The organism is Lentzea californiensis (assembly GCF_024648825.1).
Classification (GTDB): domain Bacteria; phylum Actinomycetota; class Actinomycetes; order Mycobacteriales; family Pseudonocardiaceae; genus Lentzea; species Lentzea californiensis.
The window spans coordinates 2,011,181-2,038,065 of sequence record NZ_JANBBE010000001.1; the positions used below are offsets into that span (position 1 = coordinate 2,011,181).

Sequence of the window (26,885 nt, forward strand, 5' to 3'; positions counted from 1 at the left end):
AGCTGAAGGCGAGTCGCCCGAAGTGCCGATGATCAGCAGAATGGTGAGGTGTCCGCCAGGGTGTTGGTGATCGAGGACGCCGAGGCGATCGGTGCCGCGGTGTCTTCCGCGCTGCGTGAGTCCGGGTACGACGTGCAGCACCGCCTGGACGGGCGCCAGCTGGAGGCCGACCTCGGTCGCTTCCGCCCCGACCTGGTCGTGCTCGACGTCATGCTGCCCGGCCGCGACGGCTTCCAGTTGCTCGAGGTCATCCGCCGCTCGTCCGGCGCCGGCGTGGTCATGCTGACCGCGCGCGACGGCGTGCCGGACCGGCTGCGAGGCCTCTCCGGAGGCGCCGACGACTACGTGGGCAAACCGTTCGTGCTGGCAGAGCTCGTGGCACGGGTCTCGGCGGTGCTGCGCCGCCTCGGCCGCACGCCGTCGACCGTGCAGGTCGGCGACCTGGTCGTGGACGCCGACGCCGGTGTCGTCATGCGCGCCGACCGGCCGATCGAACTGACCGCGACCGAACTGCGGCTGCTGGTGTACCTGGCGGCCCAGCGCGGGCGCGTGGTGTCCAAGACGCAGATCCTCACGGCCGTGTGGGGCTACGAGGACTACGACCCGAACCTGGTCGAGGTCCACGTCAGCGCCGTGCGCCGCAAGATCGAGGAACACGGCACGAGGCTCGTCCACACCGTTCGCGGCCTTGGGTACGTGCTGCGGGCCGAGGAATGAACCTCCGCACGGTCTCGTTGCGCCGGCGGGTCGCGGTGTCCGTGCTGCTGGTGCTGTTCCTGGTGCTCGTGACGCTGGTGATCTCGGTCGACCGGACGTTCGCCGGGCAGTCCTCCAAGGACGTCGACGGCGTGCTGAACAACGCCGGGGCGCGTGCGGTGGAGATGCTGAAGAACGGCAGGCGCCCGGCCGAGGTCGTCGGAGTGCTGACGAAGCGGAACATCCACGTCACCATCGACCTGCCCAACGGCACGACCGTCGGCAGCGCGCCCGAGGAAGGGCAGTTCGAACGCCAGGTCCGCAACGTCCAGCGCAACAAGGTCACCCTCTACGCCGACACCGAGGCGATCTCGCAGGCCCAGCACAGGCTGCGGAAACTGCTGCTGATCCTGGGGCTCGCGGCGATCGGCATCACCGGCGCTTTGATCGTCGTGGTGGTGCGCAGGGCGCTGGCACCGCTGGACGCCATGACCTCGCTGGCCCAGGCCATCGCCGCCGGGCACCGGGGCGGGCGGCTCAACCCGTCCAGGACCGACACCGAGCTGGGACGGACCGCGGCCGCGTTCGACGGCATGCTCGACTCGCTGGAGGGCTCCGAACAGCGGACGCGGCGGTTCGTCGCCGACGCCGCGCACGAGCTGAGGACGCCGATCACCGGTGTGCAGGCCGTGGCCGAGGCGCTCGTGCAGGCCCCCGTCGACTCGCCCGACCGCGACCAGATGTCGTTCCTGCTGGTCAGGGAAGCCAGAAGAGCCGGACGGCTGGTCGACGACCTGCTCGCCCTCGCCCAGCTCGACGCCGGGTACGAGATGCAGCGCGAGTCGGTCGACCTGCTGGGCCTCGCCGAGGCCGAGGTCGCCAGGACCCGGTTCGTGGCGCCCGACTTCGACATCACGGCCGAGGGTGTTCCGGTCGCCGTGGTCGGGGACGGGCAACGGCTCGCGCAGGTGCTCGCGAACCTGGTCGACAACGCGCGGCAGGCGACCGGTCCACAGGGGACCGTCCGGATCCGGGTCGACCTGACCGGGTTCACCGTGTCCGACAACGGTCCTGGCGTGCCCGAGGCCGAACGTGAGCGGATCTTCGACCGGCTGGTGCGGCTCGACGACGCCCGCGACCGGCGCTCCGGTGGATCCGGGCTGGGCCTGGCCATCGCGCGGGGCGTGATCCGGGCGCACGGCGGAGACCTGACCTGTGAGCCCTCCGACCAGGGCGCGGTGTTCCGGGTGGTGCTGCCCGCGGTAAATCCGGTCGCCGAGCCGAGCCGCGTTTGATTCCATCGGCGTGTGGACGTGGTGGTGCAGTGGGTGAGGACCGAGTGGACCAAGCAGTCCCGCGGTGAGCCGGGGGCGACCCGGCGCAACGCGGTGCCGGTCGGGTTCGCGTTGCCACACCTGATGCCCGCGGTGCACGAGGTGCGGCTCGAGGAGCGGTACGACTTCGCGCCCAGGTGGTCGAAGGAGAACAGCGAGATCGACCGGATCGCGCTCACCCTCCGCGAGGACGACGACGTGCTGTCCGTGCAGCTGCAGGACACCCTGCGCGCGGCGCCACGGCGGTGGTACAGGCCTTCCCCGGTCCGGCTGGCGCGGGGGGAGTGGGTCCGCTGGCAGCTCAACCACCGGTGGTCAGGCGGTTGCTGCGGCGAGTGGAGCTACGAGCTGACCACGCTGAACCTCGCCTACGGATCACCACGTGACGCGAAGGTGTTCCTGGGAACGCCCACGCGCCACGTGGACGAGCAGACCTACCTGAGTTAACCGACCTGGGCGGCGGCCGCCGTGAAGGTGTTGCAGGCGTCCGTGGAGTTCGCCTTGAAGCCCGCGGCCGCCCACCGCGCCTGGTTCTCGGCGGACCCGTGCGCGTTGTTCTCGGGCTTCTCCTCGATCGCGAACTGGAAGTCCTCCTGCGCCTGCCGCGCGAGGCCCGCCGTCAGCGAGCCGCGCCCGGCCGCCGAGCTCAGGAACATGCCCGCGAAGCAGTTCGCCTGCAGTTCGATCCGCCGCGACATCTCCAGGCCCGCCGGGGTCTTCTCGCCCGCGTCGGTGATCTTCAGGTCCGCCGCCCGCAGCAGGCCCGTCAGCGCCTGGACGTGGTGGCCGTACTCGTGCGACAGCGTGGCCAGGTGCGTCGCCGGGGCGTCGCCGCCGCCGTTGTCGCGCAGGCGGGCCGTCGGCATGTAGATCGTGCGGTTGCGGCCGCAGTAGTAGGCCACCGCGTGGTCTGACTCCGGGGCCTCGCCGCACGGGCCGTCCTTCAGGACCGGCGAGGCGTCCAGCTCAGGCTTGTCGAACGGCAGGTTCGCCGCCTTCAGCAGCGGGCCCCAGGCCGTGTCCAGGCACTCGACGCCGGCCGCGTAGTAGGCGGCCAGCTGGCCGTCCGAGGTGCCGAACTGCGGCAACGAGCAGGTCACCTGGGTCAGCGAGACCGGCTTCACCAGCAACGGGTGGTCGGCCAGGCGGAAGACGGCCCGCGGCCGGATCGGCGTCGACGGCTCGGCCGGGGGAGTCGTGGCCGGGCGCGAACCGGCCATGGCGTGGCCGGCGACCACTCTGGGCCGGCTCAGTTGACCGATCCCGAGGACGAACGCGACCACCAGCACGAACACTCCCGCGAGCAGGACCGGGTTGTTCTTGGCTGGTTGGGTCACGTTCTCCCCTTCCTAGGAGACGGAGCCTGGATCGGCTGCCCAGGTGTTGCAGTCGGACGCCTTGTTCGACTTGTAACCGCGGTCGACCCACGTCGCGTTGTTCTGCGGGGTGCCGTGGTCCTTCGTCGGGTAGATGTCGTAGTCACCCCGGTTGCCCGCGTCGGTCAGGGCGACCCGGATCACCTCGATCGGAATCGCTCCGTGCGACAACGGGGCCAGCGACATGCCTCCGAAGCACGTCGCCTGCAGCTCCATCCGGCGGTTCAGGTCGAGGCCCTTCGGAGTATCCCACCCGCCCGCGTCGTACTGCGCGCGGTCCGATGCTTTGAGCATCCCGGTGAGCCACTGGAGGTGGTGGCCGTACTCGTGGGCGAGCTGGCCCAGGTACTTGCCGGGGTGGTTCGGGTTGTTCGGGTTGCGTTCGGCGGCGTAGGCGTTCGCCGTCCAGTAGATGCCGCCCTGGCAGTACCGCGCCGTCTGGTCCGGGCGGACCGTGCCGCACGGGTACTGCGCGGTCTCGGTGATGACGTGCAGCTCGACCGGCTGGTACGGCAGGTTCGCGGCGTTCAGCGCCGGCTTCCACATGCTCTCGATGCACGGCAGCGCGGCGCGCAGGAAGCGGTCCTGGCCCGCCGGGGAGTAGTCCATCGGCGGCAGCGCGCAGCCGGCGACCGTGTTCGCGCCGAACCCCGGCTTGAGGAACGGGTGGTCCGCCAGCGCGTAGACGGCCTTCGGGCCCGCCGGGGTCGCCGGTGCGGACGGGGTGCGCGGCGTCGAGGCGCGCGGTGCGCCGCTCGTCGTCGCCGGGGCGTCCGTCGTGGTCGGGAGGGTGAACGTCGGGCTGTACGTCGTGTAGTTCGAGTAGCCCGCGTCCTCCACCTTCTTGTTCAGGGTCGCCGCGAAGACGCCGACCGCGCCGAGGCCGAGGACCACGACGCCGCCCAGGATCAGGGCGATCATCGGGCCGTTGTTCCTGCGGCGCGGTGGCATCGGCGGGTACGGGCCGTAGCCGGGCGGCGGGCCCCACGACGGCTGCGGCGGCGGCATGACCTGGCCGGGATGCGGCGGGCCGTAGTAGCCGGGCGGCGGGCCCTGCGGCGGCATGCCGTACGGGGGCGGCGGGCCCTGGAGTGGTGGGCCCTGCGGCGGTGGACCTTGGGGCGGTGGGCCCTGAGGCGGACGCTGCCCGAGCGGTGCGGGCATCGGTGGCGGGCCTACCGGGCGCGGCGGCGGCCAGTTGCCCGGTGGCGGTGGTTGCGTCATCGCCTGAGGTCCCCCAATGGTCATCCTGGGTCGGGTACGAGCATAGGCGGACCGGGATCACGCGTCCCCCGACCGGGCTAACGCGTCCCGTTCTCCCCTTGAGACGCATGGGCCGGGGGATCGGTTCACGAGACGTCCGCGGAGGTCGCCGCCCACGTGTTGCACGCGTTGATCTTGTTCTGCCTGTGGCCGTGCATGACCCAGCGGTCGTTGTTCGGCGCACTGCCGTGATCAGGCCTGCGGTTGTAGTCACCGCGTTTGCCCGAGTCGCTCAGCCCGGTGTTCACGACCTCGATCGGCACGACGTTGCGGTGCGAGAACGGCGCCAGCGTCATGCCGCCCAGGCAGGTGGCCTGCAGCTCCAGCCTGCGGTTGAGCTCCAGGCCCTTCGGGGTGTCGAAGCCGCCGACGTCGTACTGGGCCTGGTCCGCGGCGCGGAGCATGCCGGTGAGCCACTGGATGTGGTGGCCGTACTCGTGGCTGAGCTGACCGAGGTAGACGCCGGGGTGCCGGACCGTCGAGCCGCCCTCGTTCGCGTAGAAGTTGCCGGGCCAGTAGATGACGCCGCGGCAGAACATCGCCGTCGTGTTGTTCTGCCGCGAACCGCACGGCGTCTGCGTGGTGCCGGTGAACACCTGCAGCTCGGCCGGCTGGTACGGCAGGTTGGCGGCCTTGAGCGCCGGCTGCCACGCCTTCTCGATGCACGGCAGCGCGGCCTCGAGGAACCGCTTCTCGCCCGCCGGGCTGTATTCCATCCGCGGCAACGGGCACGAGTCGAAGTCGTTCGCGCCGATGTCGGTGCTGAAGATCGGGTGGTCGGCGAGCTTGTAGATCGCCTTCGGGCCCACCGGCGTCTGCTGCGTGCTCGGCGTGCGGGTCGACGACGTGCGCGTGGACGCCGTCGTGGTGGTCGTTGTCGTCGTCCGCGTGGAGGTGTAGGTCGGGCTGTAGGTCGTGTAGTTCGAGTAGCCCGTGTCCTTCACCTTGTTGTTCAGCGCCGCCGCGAAGATGCCGATCGCGCCCAGGCCGAGGACGACGACGCCGCCGAGGACGAGCGCCAGGACCGGGCCGCTGCCGCTTCTGCGCGGCGGTGCCGTCGGGTAGGGCGGCGGTGCGAACGCGCCGGGGTGCGGGTGGCCCCACGCCGGGTGCGGCGGAGGCATCACCGGACGCGGCGGCGGCATCATCGGGCGCGGTGGCGGCAGCGGCATGCGACCGGGCGGCGGGCCGTACGGAGGAGGTGCGCCGACGGCCGGTGGAGGGCCGTAGGGAGGAGGCGAGCCCATGGGCGGGCCGTACGGTGGCCGGTGTCCCGGAGGCGGTCCCATCGGCGGGCGTGCGCCGGGCGGAGGTCCCTGAACGGGACGGGGAGGCATCGGCGGCCCGTACGGCGGTGCGGCGGGCACGGGCGGCGGACCCACCGGGCGCGGCGGTGGCCGGTTGCCTGGCGGCGGTGGTTGTGTCATCGCCGGAAATCCCCCAGATGGCGTCTGTTCGAAAGTCCGCCGGAGCATATGAGGACTCCGCTATTGTCCGCAGCCGTGTCGAAGAACTGGGGTGCGGCGATCTTCGTCGCCGTAGCGCTGACGTCCGTCACGTCTTTCGGGACGGCGGCCGGCGCGCTCGCGCAGCCGCTTCCCGGCACCGTCAGCACCGAGGTGCGGATGAAGCTGGAGCGCGACGCCCGGCTCTCCGTCACCGAGACCGTCCAGGTGCCCGAAGGCAAGACCGTCAAGCGCACCGTCCCCTTGCGACTCGCGGCGGGCGACGACCTGGAGCGCCAGTACCGGGTCACCGACGCGAAGGTCGAGGGCAAGGGCAGCACCTCCACCGACGACGACAGTTTCTCCGTCACGCTCGAGGGCGGCCAGTCCACGCTGACCTACACGGTCGCCGGCGCCGTCGCCCCCGTCGGTGACGCGCTGGAGGTCCGCTGGCAGGTCGCGGGCGGCTGGGACACCGAACTGGACAAGGTCGCCGTCTCCTTCTCCGCACCCGACTCCCCGACGTCGGTCAACTGCCTCGCGGGCCCGGTCGGTTCGTCGCAGCCGTGCACGAGCGCGGACCTCGCGGACGGCAAGGGCGTGCGCGCGCAGGAGATCAAGCTCGGCGCCGGCGAACGCGTGGACGTCGCGATCGGACTGTCCGCCGGGGTCGTGCCCCCGAACGCCGTCGTGGTCGAGCAGTCCGGTCTCGCGGCCGCGTTCGCGCTCACGCCGGCCAGCGGTGCCGCGCTCGGCGGGCTGCTGGTGCTGCTGCTCGGCGGTGTCGCGCTGCTCTGGTACCTGCGCGGCCGGGACGCGGCGGCGCTCGCGAGCGAGGTCGGCGCGGTCTCCGTGCTGGTCCGCGACCAGGACAACAGGGTCGCCTTCGCCTCCCCGGACGGCGTGCTGCCCGGTCAGGTCGGCACCGTGGTCGACGAGCACGTGGACGTCGTCGACGTGACCGCCACGGTGATCGACCTCGCCGTGCGCAACTACCTGTGGATCACGGAGACGGAGAACCACGACTGGCAGATCGTGCGCCGCAACCCGGTGGACGACTCGCTGTCCGGCTACGAGAAGGCGGTCTGCGAGGCGCTGCTGCCCCAGGGCGCGGACGCGGTGAGCGTGTCCGAGCTGCGCGGCCGGCAGATCGACCTCGCGCTCGTGCGCGACCGCCTCTACTCCGACGTCGTGGAGAAGCGCTGGTTCGTGCGCCGCCCGGACGCCGAGCGGAACCTGTTCTGGTGGGCTGGAATCGTGATCGCGGTGCTCGGCGTGGCCGCCACGGTCGTGCTCGCGCTCACGGTCGGCAACGCCCTGTTCGGACTCGTCGTGGCCGTCGGCGGTGTCGCGCTGGCGTTCGGCGCCCGGTCGATGCCGGCCCGCACCAAGCGCGGCAGCGAGTTGCTGGAGCACGTCCGCGGCCTGCGCGGCTACCTCGCCGGGGTGACGCCGGACGACGTTCCCGAGGCCGACCGCGAGCTCGTGTTCTCCCGGTCCCTGCCGTACGCGGTGGTGCTCGGCGAGACCGAGCGGTGGATCGGCACGTTCGGCCAGCAGGACCTCTACTGGTACGGCAACTCGGGAACCGGGTCGGACTTCCGGCGCAGCTTTCCGGCGTTCCTCGGGGCTCTCGACGGCGTGCTCGCCCAGGCGGGCCACCTGCGATCGCTCCGGACGCCGAACCCGTAGTCTTGCTCCATGGCCTCACCCGAACTGCACAGGTTCACGTTGCCCAACGGCCTGCGGGTGGTGCTCGCCCCCGACGCCTCCGCACCGGTCGTCGGCGTCAGCGTGCACTACGACGTCGGCTTCCGTTCCGAGCCGGAGGGGCGCACCGGGTTCGCGCACCTGTTCGAGCACCTGATGTTCCAGGGCAGCGAAAGCCTGGAGAAGCTCGCCCACTTCCGGCACGTGCAGTCGTCGGGCGGCACGTTCAACGGGTCCACGCACCCCGACTACACCGACTACTACCAGGTGCTGCCGTCCGCGGCCCTGGAGCGGGCGCTGTTCCTCGAGGCGGACCGCATGCGCGCGCCGAAGCTCACCGAGGAGAACCTCCGCAACCAGATCGACGTGGTGAAGGAGGAGATCCGGCTCAACGTGCTGAACCGCCCGTACGGCGGGTTCCCCTGGATCCTCCTGCCCGCGGTGCTGTTCAAGACGTTCGCCAACGCGCACAACGGCTACGGCGACTTCGTCGACCTGGAGAGCGCGACGGTCGACAACTGCGCGGAGTTCTTCGACACCTACTACAGCCCGGCGAACGCGGTGCTGACGGTGGCGGGCGACCTCGACGTCGAGACCACGAAGACGTTGGTGGAGAAGCACTTCGGCGACGTGCCCGCGCGGCCGCGCCCGGAGCGCCCCTCGTTCGCCGAGCCCGCCCCGCAGGGCGAGGTGCGGCACGAGCACGGCGACGCGCTGGCCCCGCTGCCCGCGATCGCGATCGGTTACCGCGTGCCCGACCCGGTCACCGACATCGACGGCTACCTCTCCTACCTCGTCCTCGCCGGCGTGCTGGCGGACGGCGACGGCTCGCGCCTGCAGCAGCGCCTGGTGCACCAAGAGGGCATCGTGATCGACCTGAACGCCGGCTGCGGCCTGTTCGGCCCGCTCGAGGCCCGCGACCCGGACACGTTCAGCATCACCGCGATCCACGCCGCCGAGGTCTCCGCCGACCAGGTCGTCGCGGCCATCGACGAGGAACTGCAGAAGCTCGCGCAGGAGCCGCCGTCGGCCGAGGAGCTCGCGAAGGTCACCGCCCGCTGGGCGTCGACCATGCACAAGGAGCACGACCGGCTCACGAACCGCACGCTGGGCCTCGGCTCCGCGGAACTGCTGTTCGGCCGCGCCGAGCTGATCTACGAACTCCCCCGTCGGATCGCGTCTGTGACCGTCGACGAGGTGTCGGCCGCGGCCAAGGCGCTGCGTCCCGACTCCCGCGCCCTTCTGTTCGTCAAGCCCACCGGAGGAGCTCAGTGACCGCCGCCAAGACCCATCGCCCGGCAGACGAGATCGGCCGTACCGAGGCCGGTCCCCGTCCGCTGCCGGAGCTGGGATCGCAGAAGGTGGCCGCCGAGCTGTCTACTGTGGACACCACGCTGCCCAACGGCCTGCGCGTCATCGCGGTGCGCCGCGCCACGGTGCCGATGGTCGAGCTGCGGTTGCGCGTCCCGTTCGCGGACCCGGCCGGCAGCAGCGTCGGCTCCCACCACGCCGCGGTGGCCGAGATCCTCGCGAACACCGTGCTGACCGGCACCGAGAAGCGTTCGCGCGTGCAGATCGACACCGAACTGGCGCTGGTCGGCGGCGAGCTCGACGCCATGGTCGACCCGGAGCGGCTGAGCTTCACCGGCAACGCACTGGCCTCGGGCCTCGGCACGGTGCTGGAGGTGCTGGCCGACGTCCTGACGGGCGCCTCCTACCCGGCCGAGGAGCTGGAGCGCGAGGGCGCCCGCCTGGTCGAGCGCATCACGATCGCCCGCTCGCAGCCGAGCGTCATCGCGCGTGAGGCGTTGCAGAGGGTCCTGTACGGCGACCACCCGTACGCGAAGGAGATGCCGGAGGCCGACGAGGTCGCCGCCGTCACCCGCGACGCCGTGGTGGCGTTGCACCACAAGGCCCTGCTGCCGCGCGGCTCGGTCATCGTCGTCGTCGGCGACGTCGAGCCGGCCGACGCCGTGGCCCAGATCGGCGACGCGCTGGGCGCGTGGCAGGGCGACGGCGAGGCCGTCCAGCTGCCGCCGCTGCCGAAGGTGTCCGGCGGTGACCTGGTGCTCGTGCACCGCGCCGGTGCCGTGCAGTCGCAGATCCGCCTTGCGGCGCAGGCGATCCCGCGCACCGACGAGCGCTACCCGGCGCTGCAGCTCGCGAACCTGGTCTACGGCGGGTTCTTCTCCTCGCGCCTGGTCGAGAACATCCGCGAGGACAAGGGCTACACCTACAGCGCCCGGTCGCACCCCGAGTTCACCGTGCACGGCGCGACGTTGCTGATCGACGCCGACACGGCCTCGGACGTGACGGCGGCGGCGCTGCTGGAGACCCGCTACGAACTGGCGCGCCTCGGCCTCGTGCCGCCGTCGGAGTCCGAAGTGGACACCGCGCGCAGCTACGCCGTGGGCACGCTGCTCACCAGCACGTCCTCGCAGGGCGGCCTGGCGTCGTTCCTGGTGAACCTCGTCGCGCTCGGCCTCGGCCTCGACTGGCTGGTGGCGCACCCGCAGCGCCTCGCGGCCGTCACGCCGGAGCAGGTGGCCGCGGCCGCGCTGGAGTTCTTCGCCCCCGGCAACTTCACCGGCGTGCTCGTCGGTGACGCCGAGACGCTCAAGCCGAAGCTGGCCGCGTTGGGCGGGGTCTCGCTCCAGTGAGTTTCGAACTAGTCGGTCTGCCCGCGCTGTCGCGCTTCGCGGTCGACCGGTGCGAGCTGTTGCGCGGCGACGACGAGAAGCTCGCCGCGCTCTGGCCCAAGGCCCGGATGATCGTCGTGGACACGCGCGGCCGCACGCTGGTCGCCGATCGCGGCACGAGGCTGGCCGACCGGCCGGCCCTGGAGTTCGGTGACCTGCCGCCCGTGAACGCCGTCCTGCTCGGTGAGCAGGACGGCGTGGCCTGGTTCGCCGTGCTGATGCCCGCCGAGGACGGCGAGGTGGTGCCGGCCAGCCGTGCCTGGGGTCCGCCGGAGCTCACGGACGAGCCGCAGTGGCTCGACCTGCGGCAGGCCGGTGCGACGCTCGACGACATGTCGGCCGGGCTGTTCACGACGGCCGCCGCGTTGTTCCAGTGGCACCGGCTCGGCAAGTACTGCGCCAAGTGCGGGGCCAGGACGGTGCTGGAGAAGTCCGGCTGGGCGTCGGTCTGTTCCGGCTGCGGCCGGGAGGAGTACCCGCGCACCGACTCGGCGGTGATCTGCCTCGTGCACGACGGCGCCGACCAGGTCCTCGTCGCTCGCGGACCGGAGTGGCCGGAGGGCCGTTTCTCCGTGCTCGCCGGGTTCGTCGAGGCCGGCGAGTCACTGGAAGCCTGCGTGGCGCGGGAGGTCGCCGAGGAGGTCGGCGTCTCGGTGCGGGACATCCGGTACCTCGGGTCCCAGCCCTGGCCGTTCCCGCGCTCGTTGATGATCGGGTTCGAGGCCGTGGCCGACCCCGCCGAGCCGTTGCGGCTCGCCGAGGGTGAGATCGCCGAGGCCATGTGGGTGTCGCGCGCCGACGTCCGCAAGGCGATCGAGGAACCGGGCAGCGTTCCCGGCCTCGGGCTCGCCGGTGGTGCGTCGATCGCGTTCCGGATGCTGCAGAGCTGGTCGGGAGCGGTCTAGGTTCGTCGCGCGGTGACGGTGGTCCTCATCGGGGGCCGATCCAGGAGATGTGGCCGTCCGGGCGGACGGTGGCTTCGGCGCCGTCCAGCACGGTGGTGGTTCCCTTGCCGTCGGCCAGGTCCAGGCCGGGCAGGAACGTGCCCGCCAGCGGGTGGTCGCAGCCCGTCTCGTAGCGGACGTCGGTGCCCTGGACCATCGCGGAGATCCGGGTCTTGACCTCGGGGAGGTCGAGCAGGTCGCCGACGAGTGCGTGGAGTTCGCGGGACCGCGGGTCCGGCCGGGTCAGCGCCACCTGGGCCATGGTGTTGCGCAGGACCCGTTCGCCGACCGGATGGCGTTCGGTGGTGTAGGTGTCGATGAGGGCCGAGTCGTCGGTGGCCAGTTTCCAGCCCAGGTTGAAGGCGTCCTGGAGGCCCAGGTTGAGGCCCTGGCCGCCGAACGGCGAGTGGACGTGGGCGGCGTCACCCGCCAGCAGGACGTTGCCACGGCGGTAGGTGGTGGCCTGGCGGGTGTTGTCGGTCCAGGTGGTGGCGGTGTGGACGGCCGTGATCCGGACGTCGAGGCCGCTCACCCGGCGTAGCGCCGCTTCCAGGGGTTCGCGGGTCACCTCGCGGGTCGCGGGCGGGCCGTCGTACTCGATGAGCATGATGCGGCCTTTGAGCGGCCCGAAGGCATGGACGCCGGTCGGGGTGCGGTGCCAGCCGTTCGGGAGGTCGCCGTCGACGTCGGCGATCGCCTGGTAGCCGGTCAGGGTCGGGCCGGTGCCGGGGAAGTCGAAGCCGGCGAGCCCGCGGACGGTGCTGCGGCCGCCGTCGCAGCCGATCACGTACTCCGAGTCCAGGTCCAGGCCGGTCACCTCGACGCCGCGGCGGATGTACACGCCCAGATCACGGGCACGGTCCTCGAGAATGCGCTCCAGTGCCTGCTGGGACAGCATCACGAGTGGCAGACCGTCCAGTTTGAACAGTCCGGCGAAGTGACCGGTGGAGCGGCGGACCGGCCACGCGAGGCGGGCGGCCTCCTCCTCGCTCGCGGCGTCGACGGCAGGGGCGAGGCCGCGCATCGCGAGCATCTCGTAAGTCCGGCCGCTGATCATGTGGGCCTTGATGGTGCCGGACTGAGTGGTGTGGCGTTCCAGCACGGTGGTGCGGACGCCTTGGAGGGCGAGCTCGCCTGCCAGCAGGAGGCCCACCGGGCCCGCACCGACGATCGTGACGTCTCCACAGGTTTTCATGCTCAACATTTGATCGTGAAAATGTCGCGTGGTCAAACTTGTTTTAGGATGCGGTGGTGACTGAGCCGATCTACTCGTGGCTGTACGTGCAGCAGGGCGTGGACGCCGTGAAGGCCGCGATCGGGCGGCGCATGGAGGCCGGCGCCGGGTGTTCGCTGCTGGAACACGTGGCGCTCTACCAGCTGCACCACAACGGCGGACGGCTGCAGATGTCCGAGCTCGTCGAACTGCTCGACGTCAGCCCGTCCGGCGTCACGCGGCTGGTCGAACGGCTGGTCCAGCGCGGCTGGGTGGTCCGGGAGCAGCCCGCGGACAACCGGCGGCTGGTCATCGCCGTGCTCACGCCCGAGGGCGAGGAGGCCTGCGTGGGGACGACGGCGCGGGTGTACCGGGCATCGCTGACCGAGGAGTTCACGGGGTTGCTGAGCGAACGCGACCTCGCCGACCTGCGACGGATCGGGCGCAAGCTGATGGAGGGGCACGGCCGGTGGGACGTGAAGCGGTTCGCGCCGTCAGAGGAGTGACGGCAGCACGTGCTCCTCGGTGACCATCAAGCCGGTCGTGGCCATGGTCTCGGCGAGATCGGGGTCCCAGCTCGCGGTCTCCGGACGGCTGTTCAGCGTCGGCAGTTCGACACCGCGGGCGATCAGCGTGGCGACGGCCTCGCGGTAGTCGGCCGCCGACATCCGCCACGCGGTTCCGCCCGTCCAGGCGAGGATCTCGTTGGCGACGCGGATGCCGTCGGGCGTGAAGTCGTGGTGGCACCGGACGGTCCTGCCGTCGAGGTGGTGCTTCGCCTGGGGCGTCAGGCCGTCCGGGAGCACCATCAACGGTCCGGGCACACCGGATTCCAGCAGGCGCGGTGACCGGACGACGGTGATCTCGAGGGTGTCGAGGGTGTCGTTGAGCGTCAGGTAACCCTGTGAGGTGAGCACCGGGCCGCTGTAGGCGTCGGGCAGCACGCCCACGCGTTCCCAGTCGGTGCCGGCGAGCCGCAGGGCCGTGCCTACGATGCGGGCCAACGGACGGCCGTCGTCCAAGTCGTTGCCCGCCAAGGCGAACCGCGTGGTCCACTGCCGCGGTTCGGGACTGAGCCTCGCGAGGATCGCCGCGGCCTGGTTCGCGATCATCGGCAACGCGGGCTGCGGGATCTTGCCGTACCTGCGGACGTGCTCGATCCACTCGGCGGCCCACGGACGCGACAGCAGACCGTGCTCCCGCAACGCGAACTTCAGCACGGCGTCCGCGGTCGAGGCCTCCTGCGCCGTCGCCATGCCGACTGGCTTGCCGTGCACCGATTCCAGCACCTCGGGCAACGAACTCCCGTGCGCGCGAACGTGTTCGTCCAGCCGCGCCAGCGAGATCTGCCGGCGGGCGGGGTGGGCGATCGGCTTGCGCAGGAGTTCACCCAGGGCGGTGGCGGTGCTCGCGTCCTCGACGCGGAAGCTGAACGCCGACCGGCCGCCGCCCTCCATCGTCTCGCGGGCGAGACGCCAGAACTCCCGCAGCTCGGGCTGGTCCATGTTCACGGCACCACCCTAGTAACCCGGTGAGCAGAGCCTGAACGACCGCGACGACATCCGGACGCCGTCGCGACGGGCCTTGACAGCGGGAGTCCCGAAGCGGACTCTTCCTAACCATGAGCGTTCTGCCTAATCGTGATAGGCAAGCCGAACGGCGTGAGGCGACCAGGCGGGAGATCGTCGACGCCGCGTGGGAGATCGCGCGACGCGACGGGCTGGGTGCGGTCACGTTGCGCGAGGTCGCGGCCATGATCGGCATGCGATCGCCGTCGCTGTACTCGCACTTCGACTCGAAGAACGCCATCTACGACGCGATGTTCGGGCAGGGCTGGACGCTCTACCTCGCCGAGATGAGGGAGCACCGCCTGCCGACGGCGCCGCGGGAGGCCGTGCTGGCGATCGCCGAGCGCTTCTTCGCGTTCTCGCTCGCCGACACCGCCCGCTACCAGCTGCTGAACCAGCACGCCATCCCCGGCTTCACGCCGTCGGACGCCGCCTACGCGCCGTCCGTCGAGGTCATCGGCCTGCTGCACGACATCATGCGCGGGCTCGGCGTCACCGATGGTGCCGACGTGGACCTGTTCCTGGCGCTGTGCGGTGGCCTGCTCGACCGGCAGCTCGCCAACGAGCCCGGTGGCGACCGCTGGCTGCGGCAGCTGCCCCGTGTGATCGACATGTTCGCCGACGAAGTCGGCCTGCCCGGACCGTCCCTGAGGAGCTTGAGATGACCGCTGCCCTTGCCGCCAGACCCCGTCCGCCGGCGCTCGACCGGGAGACCGCGATGCGGCTCGCGGCCACCGAGTACGACCGCGTCACCGCACTGCTCGCCGGGCTCGCGCCGCAGGACTGGGACAAGCCGACGGACTGCCCGTCGTGGGACGTCCGCGCGATGGCCACGCACGTGCTCGGCATGGCCGAGATGTCGGCGTCGATGATCGAGGGCGTGCGGCAGGCCAAGGCCGCCCAGGCCCGTGGCGGTGTGTTCATCGACGACCTGACGGCGGTGCAGGTCGAGGAGCGCGCCGCCATGACACCCGCCGCCGTCGTGGCCCGCTTCGCCGAGGTGGCACCGCGCGCGGTCAAGGGACGGCGCCGGGTGCCGCGGTTCGTGCGCGGACGGAAGATGCCCGGCAGCCAGCGGGTCAACGGCCGCGACGAGGCGTGGACGCTCGGCTTCCTCAACGACGTGATCATGACCCGCGACCCGTGGATGCACCGGTCCGACATCGCGCTCGCGACCGGAGCCCCGATGGTGCTGACGGCCGAGCACGACGGTGTGCTGGTCGACGACGTGGTGCGGGAGTGGCTCGAGCGACTGGGCAGCCCGGTCAGGTTGCGGCTGACCGGGCCCGCCGGCGGCACCTGGGGCGAGGGCGGTCCGGTCCTGGAGCTCGACGCCGTCGAGTTCTGCCGGGCGCTCTGCGGCCGCGGGACCGCCCCGCTGGACACCGAGGTGCCGTTCTAGGGATCGACCCGGTCCAGGGCCGCACCGTCCCACGTCGTCTGCGTGCACGCGACGCCCCGGCCGTTCTTGGGGCGCAGCACGTCGAAGATGTGCATGCGCGGGATCTTGTCCGACACGCCCCAGCCGCTCGGCCAGGTGATCACCCAGTCCATGTCGAGGTCGACCAGCAGGCCCAGCATGCGCGCGATGGTCGGGTCGTCGAGGCGTTCGAAGGCCTCGTCGAGCAGCACCAGGCGCAGCGGGTCGAACTCGTCGCTGACCGCGTCGTAGAAGCTCGCGGCGGCCGCGAACAGCGTCACGTACGAGATCAGGCGGGTCTCACCGGACGAGAGCTGCCGGAGACGGCGTTCGCGCGGGTTGCCGTCCGGGCCCGTGTCGGCGACGGTCACCGTGAACTGGTGCCACGTGCGGTAGTCGAGGGCGCGCGACAGGATCTCGGCGTAGCCGCCGGAGTGCGTGTCGCGCTCGTTCTCGATGCGTTCGGTGAAGACGCGGCGCAGCGTGGCGTCCTGCTCGGGGGTGCGTTCGCCGAACGGCAGCCGCACCAGCGCAAGCGCTTGCCGCGTCGCGTCGTCGAGGGCGCCGGACGACTTCCAGGCCAGCTTGACGTGCACGCCCTGGCTGGAGCGGGCCTGGCCGAGCACCTCGTTCATGCGCTTGGTCAGGTCCTCGGCGACGGTGATCTGGTTGCGCAGCCACTCGGCCAGGTCGCGGATCAGGTAGTCGGCGAAGATGCCCTGGTACCGCTCGTCGAGGAACCCGCGCTGCTCGGCCAGCTTCGTGGTGACCTGGCGGGCGGCGACGGCGACGGGCTTCGCGCCCTCCTCGCCGGTCACGGTGACGGTGAGCAGACCGGCGTGCTGTTCGGCGGCGATGTCGTGGCTGCCGGCCAGTGAGGTCTGCAACGCCTGCAGCTTCGCGATCACGGTCGCCTCGGTGCCGCCCCGCCGGTCCGGGGTCTCGGCGATGGCCTGGCGCACCAGGGCTTCCTCGGGTGCCTCGGGGAAGGCGGCGGCCAGCAGACCGGGAGCGCGGACGGTCGCGCGGAAGTTGCCCGCGGCCCGTTCGAGCGCCTCGGAGGCGTCGACGACCTGCGCGGTGTTGTTCTCCAGCAACGCTTCCAGCTTCGCGGCCTGCTCGCGCGCGGTCGTGATGCCCTCGCGCACGCCCTTGAGGTCCGTGCGCATCTTCTTGCGCGACTTCTCGAGCTGCGTGAGCTGCTCGCTGATCTCCTTGGCCTCACCGCCGACGGCGTCGGTCAGCTCGGCCAGCGTTCCCGCCTGGGCGGCGTGGTCGACGCAGCGGCTGTCGGCGTCGGCCTCCGCGGCCTGCCGGTCGGCGACGGCCTCGTGGTAGCGGTGCGAGGCGTCGGTGAGGTCGGAGATCGTGCCCTGGCAACGCCTCTTCACCGCGTCACCGAGCAGGTCCGCGGTTCGCTGGGCCTCCGCGGCCGCGGCCTGGGCCTGGCGCAGCGCCTCGGTGCCGGACGACAGGTCGGCGTCGCCCGCCTGCCGGGTCAGCTCACCGCGGGCCGCTTCGAGCCGGGAGTGGGCGTTCTCCAGGGCTTCCCGCAGTTCGAACGTGCGCTGCTGGGCCCGTGCGGCCGACTCCTCGGCGGCCTGGACGCGGCTGTGCTTCGCGATCAGCTCGCCGTCGCCGGGGAACGCCGCGAGGTGCGCCTCCCAGGTGGCGACGTGCTCGTGGGCGCGGGCCAGCTCGTCCTCGGCGGTGCCGAGCCGGTCGCGCAGATCGGCGAGCTCCTCCTCCAGGGCGGCGATGCGGCGGCCACGGGCGGCCTCCCGCGCGCCCGCGCCGATGAACTCGGCCTCGGGCTTGGTCCAGCGGCCGGTCAGCACGCCCGTGCGCCAGTCGCCGGTGGTGGTCATGTCGTCCAGCGACACCGCTTTGAGCAGGTCGGCGACGAAGGACTCCGGCACCGGCGAGCCCTCGACGGCCGGCACGAGGTAGTCGGCCAGGGAACGGCCGTCGACGGCGGGCCGCGGAACGGCCAGGACGTCGCTCAGGTCGGCGTCGGCCGGGGTCACCCAGGCGTCCAGCAGGCCACTCGCCTGCAACGCCGCCTCCAGCCCTGCCCGTTCGTCGTCGGTCAGCGACGGCACGAAGTCGACGAGCCGGTAGAAGGGCGCTCCGGCGGCGGGATCGCGGTCCGCCGAGGTGTACTGGCCGGGCACCGGCACGCGCTCGTCGCCCGAACGCAGGCCGACGAGCTCCCCGTCGAGCGTGTCGAGCCTCGCCCGCAGTTCGGTGCGCTGCTGCGTGAACGCGTGCGCGGCGTCGCGAGCCGCCTGCACGAGCGGTGCCGCCCACTCGCGGGCGGTCGTGCTCAGCGTCCTCGCGGCGGCCGGATCGGCGGTCCGCGGCAGCTTCAGGGCCTCGGCGGGGCGTTCGTCGAGCAACGGGCCGCTCGACGTCCACACCTCGACCTGCTCCAGCCAGGCCTGCACGACCTCGGCCAGCTCCTGCACCTCCTGGTTGCGCAACGAGGTCGACTCGGTCGCGCCGAGCTGCGCGTCGCGGGCCTTCTGCCGCAACGACTCCACCTCGCGCTGCTGCGAGTCGAGGGCGAGTGCCTGCTCGTGCAGTGCCAGGGCGAGCGCACCCCGTTGGCGTGCCAGGGAAGCGATGCCCGAAGTCTGGCCGACCACCGACGTCAGCGCGGCCAGCACGTCCTCGGTCGCGGCGGCCGGGGGCACGCGGCGTTCGATCGGCAGCGGCCCTGCCTCCGGGTCTGGCTTGGCCCGCACCGAAGCCGTGGTCACGGTCGCCTCGGCGGCCGGGACCTGCGGCACGTCCGGCGCGAGGTCCGGGTCCATGCCCGCGAGGCGCAGGTTCTCGCGCAACGGCTCGCTCAGCGCGTCGGCGGCCTGGAGGTCCTCCGCGAGGCGGCGCAGCAGGCGCAGCACGTTGTCGACGGCCGCCTCCTCCTGGGCGCGCTGGCGGTGGGCGGTCTCCAGGGCGGCGACGGCGGAGGAACGCTTCTCCGCCACCAGGTTCTCGCGCGTCTTCAGGTCCTGCAGGTCGCGGAACGCCGGCAGTTCCTTCAGCGCCGCGATGGTCTCCTCGGCCTGCTGCTCGCCGGTCTCCATGTCGGTCAGCGCCTGCTCGGCCGCCGCCCGCTCCATCCGCGTGAGGTCCAGCTCCTGCGTGAGCTTCGACTGCTCGCGCCGTAGCTTGGCCACCGACTTCTCAGCGGCCTCCAGCCGTTCGGCCGCCGACCGCAGCCCGCCGAACGCGTAGTCGCTGTAGGTCTTGAGGAACGTGCCGAGCGCACTGTCCGCCGAGGACAGTCGCACGATGTTCTCGCGGATCGACTCCAGGTCGTCGAACGACGTCGCGAGCTGCTCGACCATCGCCTGGTCCAGCGGCGGCAGGGCGTCGCTCAGGATCTGTTCGAGCTGGCCCTCCAGCACCTTCAGGCCGACGTCCGGGTTGCGCAGCGTCCGCTGCAGGTGCAGCAGGTCGCCGTACCGCGCCGCCGGCACGCCGTAGACGGTCTCGGCGATCTTCGCCCGGAACGCCGGCTCCTCGAACATGCAGTCCGCGCCGATGAGGTCCCGCAGCTGCGCCGGGCCGTGCGGAACGCGCTCGGCGCCCGCGAGCTGCAGTTCCGTGCCGACGCGCAGGGGCGTGACGAAGCGCCACGAGTCCGTGATGGCCTGCGAGGTCTTCGACGCCTTCACGCCCAGGCCGCACGTCAGGTACTCGTTGCCGGAGTGGTCGGCGGCCTCGCGGATCAGCTCGACCCACGTGTACCCGATGCGGTTCGGGCCGCCGTCGTAGTCGTCCAGCATGAGGCGCCGCAGGCTGACCGTGTCGAAGCCCTTCGAGCCGACCTGGCGCAGGTCGCCGTCCAGGCACAGCGGGAGCAGCAGCTCCAGCGTCCGGGACTTGCCGGACCCGTTGGTGCCCTGGAAGATCGCGCGGCCACCGGAGAAGTCGAACGTCTGCTCGGTGTACTGCCAGATGTTGACCACGCCGCCGCGGTGCAGCCGCCACCTGCTCATGAAACGTTCTCCTCGTCGAACAGGGACCAGCTCGGTACTTCGGGCACCACAACGGGTTCGGGTTGTTGTTCTCGTTCCGGGTCGCCGTCGGGGGACGGCAGCCAGCGGTGCGCGGCCGCGCTGATCGACCACGAGCCGTCGTCGGCTCGCGCGGCCAGACCCATGCGGCGCAACAGTTCTGTCACCTCGGCGACCAGCCGGTCGAGGTCGTCGGTGAACTGCTTCGACCACGCCGCGGGGTAGTCATCGACCAGACCTGCGCAGACCTCGCGGAGCCGTTCGGCGGTGACGACGTGCCGTGCGGGCGCGTCCTCCTCCTCGCCGTCGAGCAGTTCGGGCAGGGCCAGCAGCGTGATCCGCGCGACCGTCGAGACGCCGGGGAACGACAGGTCGGTCAGGAAGTCCTCGGGGTCGGCGGCGAGCACGCCCTCGACCCGGCACTCGGTGTGCAGGCCGAAAGCCTGCTCCAGCAACGCGGTCTCCTTGCGCTGGTTGCGGCGCAGCCAGTCCGCCTGCTCGGCCGGCAGGTCCGCGTAGAGCACCAGCGGCGTCTCGACCAGTCTGCGCCGCACCGCGTGCTCGATGCCGCGCGGACCGGGGCGTGCCGCCAGTTCGACGAGGTGGGCCGGGCTCTCGGCCTCGCCCACCGGGCCCGTCACGAGCTGGCCCAGCAGGTCGGTGTCGATCGTGATCAGCGCTTCCTGGGGCAGCACGTCCTGGGCGACCGAACCCTCGGTCTCCTGCAGCACGCCCAGGGACACGAGGTGGCGCAGGGCCGCGGTGAGCGCACGCCGTTCGGTGACGTCGTCCGGCGCGTCGATGCCCGCTTCCGCCGCGGCGGAACGGATGTCGGCGACCAGGCGGGACAGCAGCGTCTGCCGGCCGATGCCGGTGAGCACGGCCAGCGTCAGCGCCAGGTACGCGTAGCCGCGCGGGGACATGCTGAGCACACCGCGCGTGTCGTCGTGGCCGGGACCGGACTTGTACAGGCGCGCGAACCGGCGTTCCACGACCAGCCGGTAGCCGAGCAGCCCCGCGAACAGGTCCTGGAGGGTCGCGCGGTGCCGGTAGACGAGGCTGAGCAGCTCGCCGTCCGGGCCGTTGTTGCGCAGCAACGGCCTGCGCAGCAACGTTCGCGCGCACCTCACCACGTTGGCGGCGTCGATGTCGGAGAGGTTGTCCAAGTGGTTCATCGCTTCAGTGCCACCGTCGCGTCGTGCAGGGTGAGCGTCCCGGCGGCCGACCTGATCCGGGTCGTCGTGCCGCGGGCGATCTCCAGTTCGAGGCCTCGCACGGGGTCGCTGGCCGAGCCGCTGTCGTCCGGGGAGTCGCGCTGGGCCATCGCGAGCGTCAGCAGCTCGCAGAAGACCTCCAGCGCGCCGTGCGTGAGCGTGGTGTTCTCCAGGTTCCCGGCGGCCTTGGTGAGCTCCGCGACGTGCCTCGCGCGGATCTCGTCAGCCTCGCGGGCCTCCGCCAGCAGCGACTGCTCGGTCATCGGGTCGTCGAGGATCCGGGACGGCCTGCCGCGCCCGCCCCGGTCGCCTCGGGTCCTGACGCTCACGGTGACGTCGCAGACCGGGCCGTCGCGCCACGGCGTGCGCTCGTTGTCCGAGTCGTGCTCGGGCGCGGGGGAGAGGTGCCGGGAGCTGTAGAGACCGAACGCGGAGGCGTAGATCTCGTGGGCCTGTTCCCTGGTCGAGGTGTCGAACCACTTCGCGAGCTTGAGCAGCTCGGCGCGGCGTCCTGGGAGCAGGCCGCCGCCGGACGTCGCGCGCTTCACGCTGGCCAGCAGGCTGCCGATGGCGCGGGCCGTCGCTTCGCGCAGTGCCGTGACCTGGCTCGGGCGGCCGGGGCGGTCGACGAACCAGTCCGTGAGCTCCTGCCAGTCCTCCGGCGTGCGGCCGCGGGCGCGTTCGACGTTGTGGCCGAGGTCGGTGCCGAGGAGCCGCAGGAGTTCGGTGCGCGCCTTCGTGAAACCGGCGAGGGCCTCCGCGATCGGGGGCGTGTACTTCAGGACGTCCTCGACGACCCGCTGGATGTACTCGACCAGCAGGTTCCGGAAGCCCGCGATCTCCTCGGGCGCCAGGTGGTTCCTCGTGACGACCTGGCCGAGGTAGGCGTAGAAGTCGCGGACCGTCGCGGCGAGCTCGGCGTGCTGCAGGAACAGCGTCGTGACGCGTTCGGCCAGCAGCTCCCTGGTCCGGTCGCCCTCGTTGAGCAGGGCGACGGACAGCGATCCGCCCAGCTCGTTGAGGCCGCGTTCGATCGCGGGCAGCAGTTCGCGGGAGACCTCGCGGGCGCCCTCGGGGACCCTGAGCAGCTCGTCGACGTCGCGCTGCACGCGGACGGCCAGCTTCGAGACCTGGTAGCGGACGCTGCCGTGCTGGAACTCGGCGATGCTCGCGGCGACGACCTCGCGCCGCCCCTGGACCAGGTTGCCCCACTCGACGAGCTGCTTGAGGCGGTTGATGACGTTCTCGATGCGGCTCTCGCCCTGCTCGACGCGGCCCTCGCGCTCCTGCCCGGCCAGCGCGCCGGCGACCTCGCCCGCGCTCAGGTCCGCCAGCAGCGTGGAGGTGAACAGCCGCATGATCGCCAGGTACGTGCGCTGGTGATCGCGCGCGTCCAGATAGGCGTACAGCTTCAGCCGCTTGTGCTCCACGACCGGCCACCCTAATGCGCGCGCTCGCCCGACGCGGCGCTACCGTGCCTTCGACGAGCTGGGGAGGATGCCGTGGGTGCGGGGCGCGCGTTGGGGTTGTTGCTGGGCGTGGCCGCGGACGCGGTGTTCGGCGATCCGCGCCGATTTCACCCGGTAGCGGCATTCGGTTCGTCCGCCGCGGCCCTCGAGAAGCGGTTGTACGCCGACTCGCAGGCCGCCGGGACCGTCTACTCCGCCGTTCTCGTCGGCGGCACCGTGGCTCTCGGCGTGGCGGTGGAACGGGCGTCGCGCAGGCACTGGCTGCTGCAGACGGCGACCACGGCCCTGGCGACCTGGACGGTGCTCGGTGGCAACTCGCTGGCCACCGAGGGCACGTCGATGGGCCGGGAACTGGCCGACGGAGACCTGGACGCGGCCCGGACGCGGCTGCCGAGCCTGTGCGGCCGTGACGCGGCCCGGCTGGACACCACGGGCCTGGCGCGCGCGACCGTGGAGTCCGTGGCCGAGAACACCTCGGACGCCGTAGTGGCACCGCTGTTCTGGGGCGCGGTCGCCGGTGTCCCCGGTCTGCTGGGCTACCGCGCGGCCAACACCCTGGACGCCATGGTCGGCCACCGCTCCCCGCGCTACCTGCGGTTCGGCTGGGCCTCGGCCCGCCTCGACGACCTGCTGAACCTGGTGCCGTCGAGGCTGGCGGCCCTGCTGACGGTCGGCGGCGCACCGGTCGTGGGCGGCTCGGCCTCGCAGGCGCTGGAGACCTGGCGCCGTGACGCGTCAGCGCACCCGTCGCCCAACGCGGGCCAGGTGGAGGCGGCCTTCGCGGGTGCCCTGGAGATCAGGCTGGGCGGCCGCACCGTCTACTCGCATGGCGTGGAAGAGCGCCCGGTCCTCGGTCACGGCCGCAACCCGGACTCAGGGCACGTGACGCGTGCCGTGGAGCTGTCCCGGGTGGTGGGCTTCGGGGCCGGCTTCGTCAGCGCCGTCATCGCCCTCTTCCGCAAGTAGCTCGGCGATCGACTTCTTCTTCCTCTTGCCCTCGTAGAGCACGCCACCCGGCCGCGCCTCACGGATCGTGAAGTACAGCCAGCCGCCGACCGCCATCACGCCGAACGCGATCCACTGCAGCGCGTAGGAGAAGAACGGCCCGGACTCGATCCGGGGCAACGGCAACGTGTCCAGCGCACCCGGCTGGTCCTCGATCAGCTGGTAGTAGCCGGGTTCGATGCCCGGCCCGACCGCGTTGTTGTTGATCGAGTAGATCTGCTTGCGGCCGTCCTGCTCGAACGCGGGCTGGTCGTTCGACTCGTTGGGCCTGGCGAGCCCGATGAGCGTGACCTCGCCGGTGGGCGGCGCGTCGAAGTTCGGCGGCTTGATGCCGTTGATCGGCCGCACGTACCCGCGGTCGACGAGGATCCGGTGGCCCGTCGTGGTCTCGAACGGCGTGATGACCTCGAACGCCGCCTCACCCTGAACCGTGCGCAGCCGCGCGAGCGCTTCCAGTTCCGGCAGGTAGCGGCCCTTGATCTCGACCTTCTGCCACTCGTCGTGCTTCGCGCCGAACTGGGCGGGATCGCTCTTCAGCGACTTGGTGATGGCGGAGTTCTGCTCCTGGCGTTCGTCGTTGCGGCCGAACTGCCACGGCGACAGGAGGTAGATGCAGGCACCCGCGAACACCCAGACGGCCAGGGTCAGCGCCAGCCAGCCCGGCTTGAGGAGGAACTTGAACCGCACGTCCTCACGGTAGATGACCGGTCAGAGCGCCCTGAGTGCGGCCACTGATCGCACCAACCCGCAGCGTTCCAGCGAGGCGAGGACGTCCCCGAGTGTGCCAGGAGGATTGCGCCACGAGTTCGCGATCTGCTGGACGCAGCTCCACACGACCTTGGCGTCGAGCCCGATCTGGTCGCTGACGAAGTCGTCCGCCGACTTGGGCTCGATGTCCCAGGGGTAAAAAGCTTCTTCCGGGAAGTCCTTGAGGTTGTCGGTCACGATCACCTGAGCGCGGGTCCGGATCGCGGCGGCGAGCACATGACGGTCATCGGGGTCCGGCAGATCCAGCATGGGGATCAGCGGTTCGTACCCGCTGACCAGGCAGTCTCGGACGGCCTTCACCATCAGGACTCGAGTGCGGTCGAGCACGTCGCATGCCAGGTCAGGTCGGTTTCTTGCGGACGTTCCTGAACACCTCGTCCAAGATCTGGTCAGTCCACTTCGCCTGGACGAGACCAGATGCCGCGATTCGGATGAGCAGATCTCGCAGCGTGTTCGGGTAGAGGACGTTGGCGTCGTAAAGGACGACGAAGCTCACTTACGCCAGGCCCATCTCTTGCGTGAGTGCCGACAACTCGTCCGCGGCTTGGCGCCTGCGCTGATCGTCGTTGCGCAGGTACTCCGTCAGCGAGACAGCCTTGATCCGGCGGTGTTTGCCGACCTTCCGGTACTCGATCACACCGGCTTCGAGCAGTCCGATCAGGTACGGCCGGGAGACGTTCAACAGGTCGGCCGCCTGTTGGGTGGTCAGCTCCGCGTCAACGGGGACCACGACCACCCCATGACCTGCGGCCATGTAGGCGAGCACCTGCGTGAAAACCTCGACAGCGGCGCGTGGCAGCGTCAGTACTTCGCCGTCTTCTTCAACGCGGACGCGGACCAGGTCATCGTTCTCCCGGTGGACGTTCAGGTACGCCTTGACCGTGGGCAGTGCTGCGTCAGCCGTGACGATGTCCTCACTGCCAGGCTGTACCGGTTGCAATGCTGCACTCATCCACACCACCTCCCTGATCGAAGTATCCGCAGTATTCGAAGCAAGCGCAACGCGCTATCGGGTGAGCTGGACCTCGTGGAACTGGGTCACGAACCCCTCGCCCTCGGGGCTCGCCGTCATGATCCCCACCCTGATCTCCACATCGGGCGGGAAGTACGCCTGACGCAGCAGGTTCGCCGGTTCCTGCCCGTCGGTCCCGTACCGCACCCAGACCGCGTCACCCTTGCGTTCGGCACTGACGGTGAACCGCTCGAACGGCTCCACGAGCGCCAGGTTCCAGTCCGAGAACCCCCGCGTCACCACCGTGCTGGCCCGCAGTTTCCCGTCGAACATCTCGACCCCGGCCTTGATCCAGGTCTCGCCGTCGGCCAGCAGCCCGACGCCGGCCTGGTCGTACTGCGCCGCGTACTCGCCGGTGAAGGTGGCGGTGATGGTGAAGTCGCCGGTGAGGCTCAGGGCGTAGAGGTGGCCGTTGTCGCGGGTGATGCCGTTGCCGGTGAGGCGCCAGAAGTCGCTGCCCGGGTCGGCGTGCACGGTCAGCGGGGTGGGCGACCACTTCTGCGGCTCGTTGAGCCACGTCCAGCCGGTGAGGTCCATGACGTCATCCTTGCAAAGCTGCGCGTGCCGCGGCCATGGCCTGCGAGCGGTATCCGCCGCCGAACAGCACGGCGTGCACGAGCAGCGGGAACAGTTGGTGCAACGGCACCCGTGCCTGCCAGCCGTCGGTCAGCGGTGCGACCTCCTGGTAGGCGCCGAGCACGTGGTCGAGGAACGGGCAGCCGAAGAGCTGCAGCATCGCGAGATCGCTTTCCCGGTGCCCGCCGTGGGCCGCAGGGTCGATGAGCCACACCTGGCCGTCGGCACCCCATAGCACGTTGCCGCTCCACAGGTCGCCGTGCAGCCGTGCGGGCGGTTCCGGCGGACCGGAGAGTTCGGTGATCCGCGAGCACACCTCGCCGACGTCGATGCCCGCCTGCCGCGCGTACGGCTCGATTCGCTGTGATGCGAACCACTCCGGCCACTCCGGGGCGGGCTCGTTGACCATCTCGGCCAGGCCGATCGTGGCTTCTCGCGGGCCGCCGGGAGGCGGGGAGCCGAACGCCGGGGCTCCCGTGAGGTGCAGGGCGGCCAGCCGGCGGCCGAAGGTCACGGCCGCCTGAAGATTCGGCTCGCCCGCCGGGATCTCGTCGATCACCAGCGTGCCCCCGGAAGCGCTGTGCACCGAGGGGACCGGCGGGCCGCCGCCGACGCGCAGCCACCGCAGGCCCGCCGCCTCGGCGGCGGTGGCCCGGGGCGACTGGTGCTTCGTCCTCAGAGCCGCTCGCGGACCCACGTGACCAGCCCCGGCATCGCCGCCTCGACCATCACCAGCACCTCGGCGAACCCGGCGTCGTCGCCGTAGTACGGGTCCGGCACGTCCACGTCGCCGGCGTCCGGATCGAACGAACGGAGCAGCCGCACCCGGTCGGGATCGGCCATCCGGCGCAACGCGCGGGCGTGGCCGGAGTCCAAAGCCACCAGCAGATCCGCGTCCAAGTGCTCGGCGCCGACCTGCGCGGCCACGTGGTCGACGGGATATCCGTTGTCCGCCAACGTCTTCAACGAGCGCGGGTCGGCCGGGTCGCCGACGTGCCACCCGCCGGTCCCGGCACTGGACACCCGGACCTCCGACGACAATCCTTCCCGGGACAACCATTCCCGGAAGACGAGCGCTGCCACGGGGGACCGGCAGATGTTGCCGGTGCAGACGAACGAGACGTGCATGTTCCGCAGCCTAGGTCGTG

The 26,885-nt window shown here is 71.3% G+C and carries 26 protein-coding genes; 11 read left to right on the forward strand and 15 right to left on the reverse strand.

The window, feature by feature from the left end; genetic code table 11:
• The first annotated feature begins 48 nt into the window (after nucleotides 1-48).
• From LX88_RS10375 to LX88_RS10385, 3 genes are read left to right on the forward strand one after another with little or no spacing between them, the layout of a single operon-like run.
• Nucleotides 49-717, forward strand: a complete 669-nt coding sequence (locus tag LX88_RS10375) for a response regulator transcription factor (protein WP_030480954.1) — start codon at nucleotides 49-51, stop codon at nucleotides 715-717.
• Nucleotides 714-1,991 carry a sensor histidine kinase gene (locus tag LX88_RS10380; protein WP_258947499.1) on the forward strand — a complete coding sequence of 426 codons (1,278 nt, stop codon included), beginning with the start codon at nucleotides 714-716 and terminating at the stop codon, nucleotides 1,989-1,991. The genes LX88_RS10375 and LX88_RS10380 overlap by 4 nt, the downstream gene beginning before the upstream one ends.
• A gap of 33 nt (nucleotides 1,992-2,024) precedes the next feature.
• The gene (locus LX88_RS10385; protein WP_258947500.1) at nucleotides 2,025-2,477 is read left to right on the forward strand and encodes a hypothetical protein; all 453 of its coding nucleotides are present in this window, start codon (nucleotides 2,025-2,027) and stop codon (nucleotides 2,475-2,477) included.
• Here the strand turns inward: LX88_RS10385 and LX88_RS10390 are convergent.
• The 3 genes from LX88_RS10390 to LX88_RS10400 all read right to left on the reverse strand — a co-directional run bounded on the left by LX88_RS10390 (nucleotide 2,474) and on the right by LX88_RS10400 (nucleotide 5,916).
• Nucleotides 2,474-3,367 carry a neutral zinc metallopeptidase gene (locus tag LX88_RS10390; RefSeq protein WP_258947501.1) on the reverse strand — a complete coding sequence of 298 codons (894 nt, stop codon included), beginning with the start codon at nucleotides 3,365-3,367 and terminating at the stop codon, nucleotides 2,474-2,476. The two genes, LX88_RS10385 and LX88_RS10390, sit on opposite strands and share 4 nt — an antisense overlap.
• Nucleotides 3,368-3,379: 12 nt before the next feature.
• Nucleotides 3,380-4,630: a neutral zinc metallopeptidase gene (locus LX88_RS10395; protein ID WP_258947502.1), complete on the reverse strand. Its 1,251-nt coding sequence runs from the start codon at nucleotides 4,628-4,630 to the stop codon at nucleotides 3,380-3,382.
• A 125-nt stretch (nucleotides 4,631-4,755) separates the two neighbouring features.
• Nucleotides 4,756-5,916 carry a neutral zinc metallopeptidase gene (locus tag LX88_RS10400; protein ID WP_258947503.1) on the reverse strand — a complete coding sequence of 387 codons (1,161 nt, stop codon included), beginning with the start codon at nucleotides 5,914-5,916 and terminating at the stop codon, nucleotides 4,756-4,758.
• A gap of 255 nt (nucleotides 5,917-6,171) precedes the next feature.
• Between LX88_RS10400 and LX88_RS10405 the strand changes: the two genes are divergently transcribed.
• From LX88_RS10405 to nudC, 4 genes are read left to right on the forward strand one after another with little or no spacing between them, the layout of a single operon-like run.
• Nucleotides 6,172-7,806 carry a DUF2207 domain-containing protein gene (locus LX88_RS10405; RefSeq protein ID WP_258947504.1) on the forward strand — a complete coding sequence of 545 codons (1,635 nt, stop codon included), beginning with the start codon at nucleotides 6,172-6,174 and terminating at the stop codon, nucleotides 7,804-7,806.
• A gap of 9 nt (nucleotides 7,807-7,815) precedes the next feature.
• The gene (locus LX88_RS10410) at nucleotides 7,816-9,099 is read left to right on the forward strand and encodes a M16 family metallopeptidase (RefSeq protein WP_258947505.1); all 1,284 of its coding nucleotides are present in this window, start codon (nucleotides 7,816-7,818) and stop codon (nucleotides 9,097-9,099) included.
• Nucleotides 9,096-10,484 (forward strand): M16 family metallopeptidase, encoded by a 1,389-nt coding sequence (locus tag LX88_RS10415; RefSeq protein WP_258947506.1) that lies wholly within the window; start codon nucleotides 9,096-9,098, stop codon nucleotides 10,482-10,484. Before LX88_RS10410 ends, LX88_RS10415 begins: the two co-directional genes overlap by 4 nt.
• The gene (gene nudC, locus LX88_RS10420) at nucleotides 10,481-11,428 is read left to right on the forward strand and encodes an NAD(+) diphosphatase (RefSeq protein WP_258947507.1); all 948 of its coding nucleotides are present in this window, start codon (nucleotides 10,481-10,483) and stop codon (nucleotides 11,426-11,428) included. The genes LX88_RS10415 and nudC overlap by 4 nt, the downstream gene beginning before the upstream one ends.
• 25 nt (nucleotides 11,429-11,453) lie before the next feature.
• On the opposite strand, the gene LX88_RS10425 is transcribed toward nudC, so the two are convergent.
• Complete coding sequence (locus LX88_RS10425; RefSeq protein ID WP_258947508.1) at nucleotides 11,454-12,662, reverse strand: FAD-dependent monooxygenase; 1,209 nt, start codon at nucleotides 12,660-12,662, stop codon at nucleotides 11,454-11,456.
• A 56-nt stretch (nucleotides 12,663-12,718) separates the two neighbouring features.
• On the opposite strand from LX88_RS10425, the gene LX88_RS10430 reads away from it, so the two are divergent.
• Nucleotides 12,719-13,186: a MarR family winged helix-turn-helix transcriptional regulator gene (locus LX88_RS10430; protein ID WP_258947509.1), complete on the forward strand. Its 468-nt coding sequence runs from the start codon at nucleotides 12,719-12,721 to the stop codon at nucleotides 13,184-13,186.
• On the opposite strand, the gene LX88_RS10435 is transcribed toward LX88_RS10430, so the two are convergent.
• Complete coding sequence (locus tag LX88_RS10435) at nucleotides 13,175-14,185, reverse strand: DUF2399 domain-containing protein (RefSeq protein ID WP_258947663.1); 1,011 nt, start codon at nucleotides 14,183-14,185, stop codon at nucleotides 13,175-13,177. The genes LX88_RS10430 and LX88_RS10435 overlap by 12 nt on opposite strands.
• Nucleotides 14,186-14,301: 116 nt before the next feature.
• On the opposite strand from LX88_RS10435, the gene LX88_RS10440 reads away from it, so the two are divergent.
• Nucleotides 14,302-14,913, forward strand: a complete 612-nt coding sequence (locus LX88_RS10440; protein ID WP_258947510.1) for a TetR/AcrR family transcriptional regulator — start codon at nucleotides 14,302-14,304, stop codon at nucleotides 14,911-14,913.
• Nucleotides 14,910-15,650 carry a maleylpyruvate isomerase family mycothiol-dependent enzyme gene (locus LX88_RS10445; RefSeq protein ID WP_258947511.1) on the forward strand — a complete coding sequence of 247 codons (741 nt, stop codon included), beginning with the start codon at nucleotides 14,910-14,912 and terminating at the stop codon, nucleotides 15,648-15,650. The genes LX88_RS10440 and LX88_RS10445 overlap by 4 nt, the downstream gene beginning before the upstream one ends.
• On the opposite strand, the gene LX88_RS10450 is transcribed toward LX88_RS10445, so the two are convergent.
• The 3 genes from LX88_RS10450 to LX88_RS10460 are packed head-to-tail and all read right to left on the reverse strand — an operon-like array spanning nucleotide 15,647 to nucleotide 22,337.
• Nucleotides 15,647-19,675, reverse strand: a complete 4,029-nt coding sequence (locus tag LX88_RS10450; RefSeq protein WP_258947512.1) for a TIGR02680 family protein — start codon at nucleotides 19,673-19,675, stop codon at nucleotides 15,647-15,649. The two genes, LX88_RS10445 and LX88_RS10450, sit on opposite strands and share 4 nt — an antisense overlap.
• Complete coding sequence (locus LX88_RS10455) at nucleotides 19,672-20,868, reverse strand: TIGR02678 family protein (RefSeq protein WP_258947513.1); 1,197 nt, start codon at nucleotides 20,866-20,868, stop codon at nucleotides 19,672-19,674. Before LX88_RS10455 ends, LX88_RS10450 begins: the two co-directional genes overlap by 4 nt.
• Nucleotides 20,865-22,337: a DUF2397 domain-containing protein gene (locus tag LX88_RS10460; RefSeq protein ID WP_258947514.1), complete on the reverse strand. Its 1,473-nt coding sequence runs from the start codon at nucleotides 22,335-22,337 to the stop codon at nucleotides 20,865-20,867. The genes LX88_RS10455 and LX88_RS10460 overlap by 4 nt, the downstream gene beginning before the upstream one ends.
• Nucleotides 22,338-22,409: 72 nt before the next feature.
• Here LX88_RS10460 and LX88_RS10465 point away from each other — a divergent pair, with 72 nt between their 5' ends.
• Nucleotides 22,410-23,342, forward strand: a complete 933-nt coding sequence (locus LX88_RS10465) for a cobalamin biosynthesis protein (protein ID WP_258947515.1) — start codon at nucleotides 22,410-22,412, stop codon at nucleotides 23,340-23,342.
• On the opposite strand, the gene LX88_RS10470 is transcribed toward LX88_RS10465, so the two are convergent.
• From LX88_RS10470 to LX88_RS10500, 7 genes are read right to left on the reverse strand one after another with little or no spacing between them, the layout of a single operon-like run.
• Nucleotides 23,250-24,068 carry an SURF1 family cytochrome oxidase biogenesis protein gene (locus LX88_RS10470; RefSeq protein WP_258947516.1) on the reverse strand — a complete coding sequence of 273 codons (819 nt, stop codon included), beginning with the start codon at nucleotides 24,066-24,068 and terminating at the stop codon, nucleotides 23,250-23,252. The two genes, LX88_RS10465 and LX88_RS10470, sit on opposite strands and share 93 nt — an antisense overlap.
• A gap of 21 nt (nucleotides 24,069-24,089) precedes the next feature.
• Complete coding sequence (locus LX88_RS10475) at nucleotides 24,090-24,449, reverse strand: VapC50 family PIN domain-containing toxin (RefSeq protein WP_258947517.1); 360 nt, start codon at nucleotides 24,447-24,449, stop codon at nucleotides 24,090-24,092.
• A 40-nt stretch (nucleotides 24,450-24,489) separates the two neighbouring features.
• Entirely contained in the window at nucleotides 24,490-24,645 is a 156-nt protein-coding gene (locus tag LX88_RS10480; RefSeq protein ID WP_258947518.1) for a hypothetical protein, read from the reverse strand.
• The gene (locus tag LX88_RS10485) at nucleotides 24,646-25,101 is read right to left on the reverse strand and encodes a helix-turn-helix domain-containing protein (RefSeq protein ID WP_258947519.1); all 456 of its coding nucleotides are present in this window, start codon (nucleotides 25,099-25,101) and stop codon (nucleotides 24,646-24,648) included.
• A 54-nt stretch (nucleotides 25,102-25,155) separates the two neighbouring features.
• Complete coding sequence (locus LX88_RS10490; RefSeq protein WP_258947520.1) at nucleotides 25,156-25,698, reverse strand: DUF1349 domain-containing protein; 543 nt, start codon at nucleotides 25,696-25,698, stop codon at nucleotides 25,156-25,158.
• 4 nt (nucleotides 25,699-25,702) lie between these two features.
• Complete coding sequence (locus LX88_RS10495) at nucleotides 25,703-26,434, reverse strand: fructosamine kinase family protein (RefSeq protein WP_258947521.1); 732 nt, start codon at nucleotides 26,432-26,434, stop codon at nucleotides 25,703-25,705.
• A complete protein-coding gene (locus LX88_RS10500; protein ID WP_258947522.1) occupies nucleotides 26,413-26,865 on the reverse strand; it encodes a low molecular weight protein-tyrosine-phosphatase in 453 nt (150 codons plus the stop codon). The genes LX88_RS10495 and LX88_RS10500 overlap by 22 nt, the downstream gene beginning before the upstream one ends.
• Nucleotides 26,866-26,885: the final 20 nt, after the last annotated feature.

Bases quoted from the DNA above. Each gene is read 5' to 3' on its own strand.
- LX88_RS10380 (WP_258947499.1), top strand. From the start codon at position 714: ATGAACCTCCGCACGGTCTCGTTGCGCCGGCGGGTCGCGGTGTCCGTG.
- LX88_RS10395 (WP_258947502.1), bottom strand. From the start codon at position 4,630: ATGACGCAACCACCGCCACCGGGCAACTGGCCGCCGCCGCGCCCGGTA.
- LX88_RS10400 (WP_258947503.1), bottom strand. From the start codon at position 5,916: ATGGGCTCGCCTCCTCCCTACGGCCCTCCACCGGCCGTCGGCGCACCT.
- LX88_RS10410 (WP_258947505.1), top strand. From the start codon at position 7,816: ATGGCCTCACCCGAACTGCACAGGTTCACGTTGCCCAACGGCCTGCGG.
- LX88_RS10425 (WP_258947508.1), bottom strand. From the start codon at position 12,662: ATGAAAACCTGTGGAGACGTCACGATCGTCGGTGCGGGCCCGGTGGGC.
- LX88_RS10435 (WP_258947663.1), bottom strand. From the start codon at position 14,185: ATGGACCAGCCCGAGCTGCGGGAGTTCTGGCGTCTCGCCCGCGAGACG.
- LX88_RS10440 (WP_258947510.1), top strand. From the start codon at position 14,302: ATGAGCGTTCTGCCTAATCGTGATAGGCAAGCCGAACGGCGTGAGGCG.
- LX88_RS10445 (WP_258947511.1), top strand. From the start codon at position 14,910: ATGACCGCTGCCCTTGCCGCCAGACCCCGTCCGCCGGCGCTCGACCGG.
- LX88_RS10450 (WP_258947512.1), bottom strand. From the start codon at position 19,675: ATGAGCAGGTGGCGGCTGCACCGCGGCGGCGTGGTCAACATCTGGCAG.
- LX88_RS10455 (WP_258947513.1), bottom strand. From the start codon at position 20,868: ATGAACCACTTGGACAACCTCTCCGACATCGACGCCGCCAACGTGGTG.
- LX88_RS10485 (WP_258947519.1), bottom strand. From the start codon at position 25,101: ATGAGTGCAGCATTGCAACCGGTACAGCCTGGCAGTGAGGACATCGTC.
- LX88_RS10490 (WP_258947520.1), bottom strand. From the start codon at position 25,698: ATGGACCTCACCGGCTGGACGTGGCTCAACGAGCCGCAGAAGTGGTCG.
- LX88_RS10500 (WP_258947522.1), bottom strand. From the start codon at position 26,865: ATGCACGTCTCGTTCGTCTGCACCGGCAACATCTGCCGGTCCCCCGTG.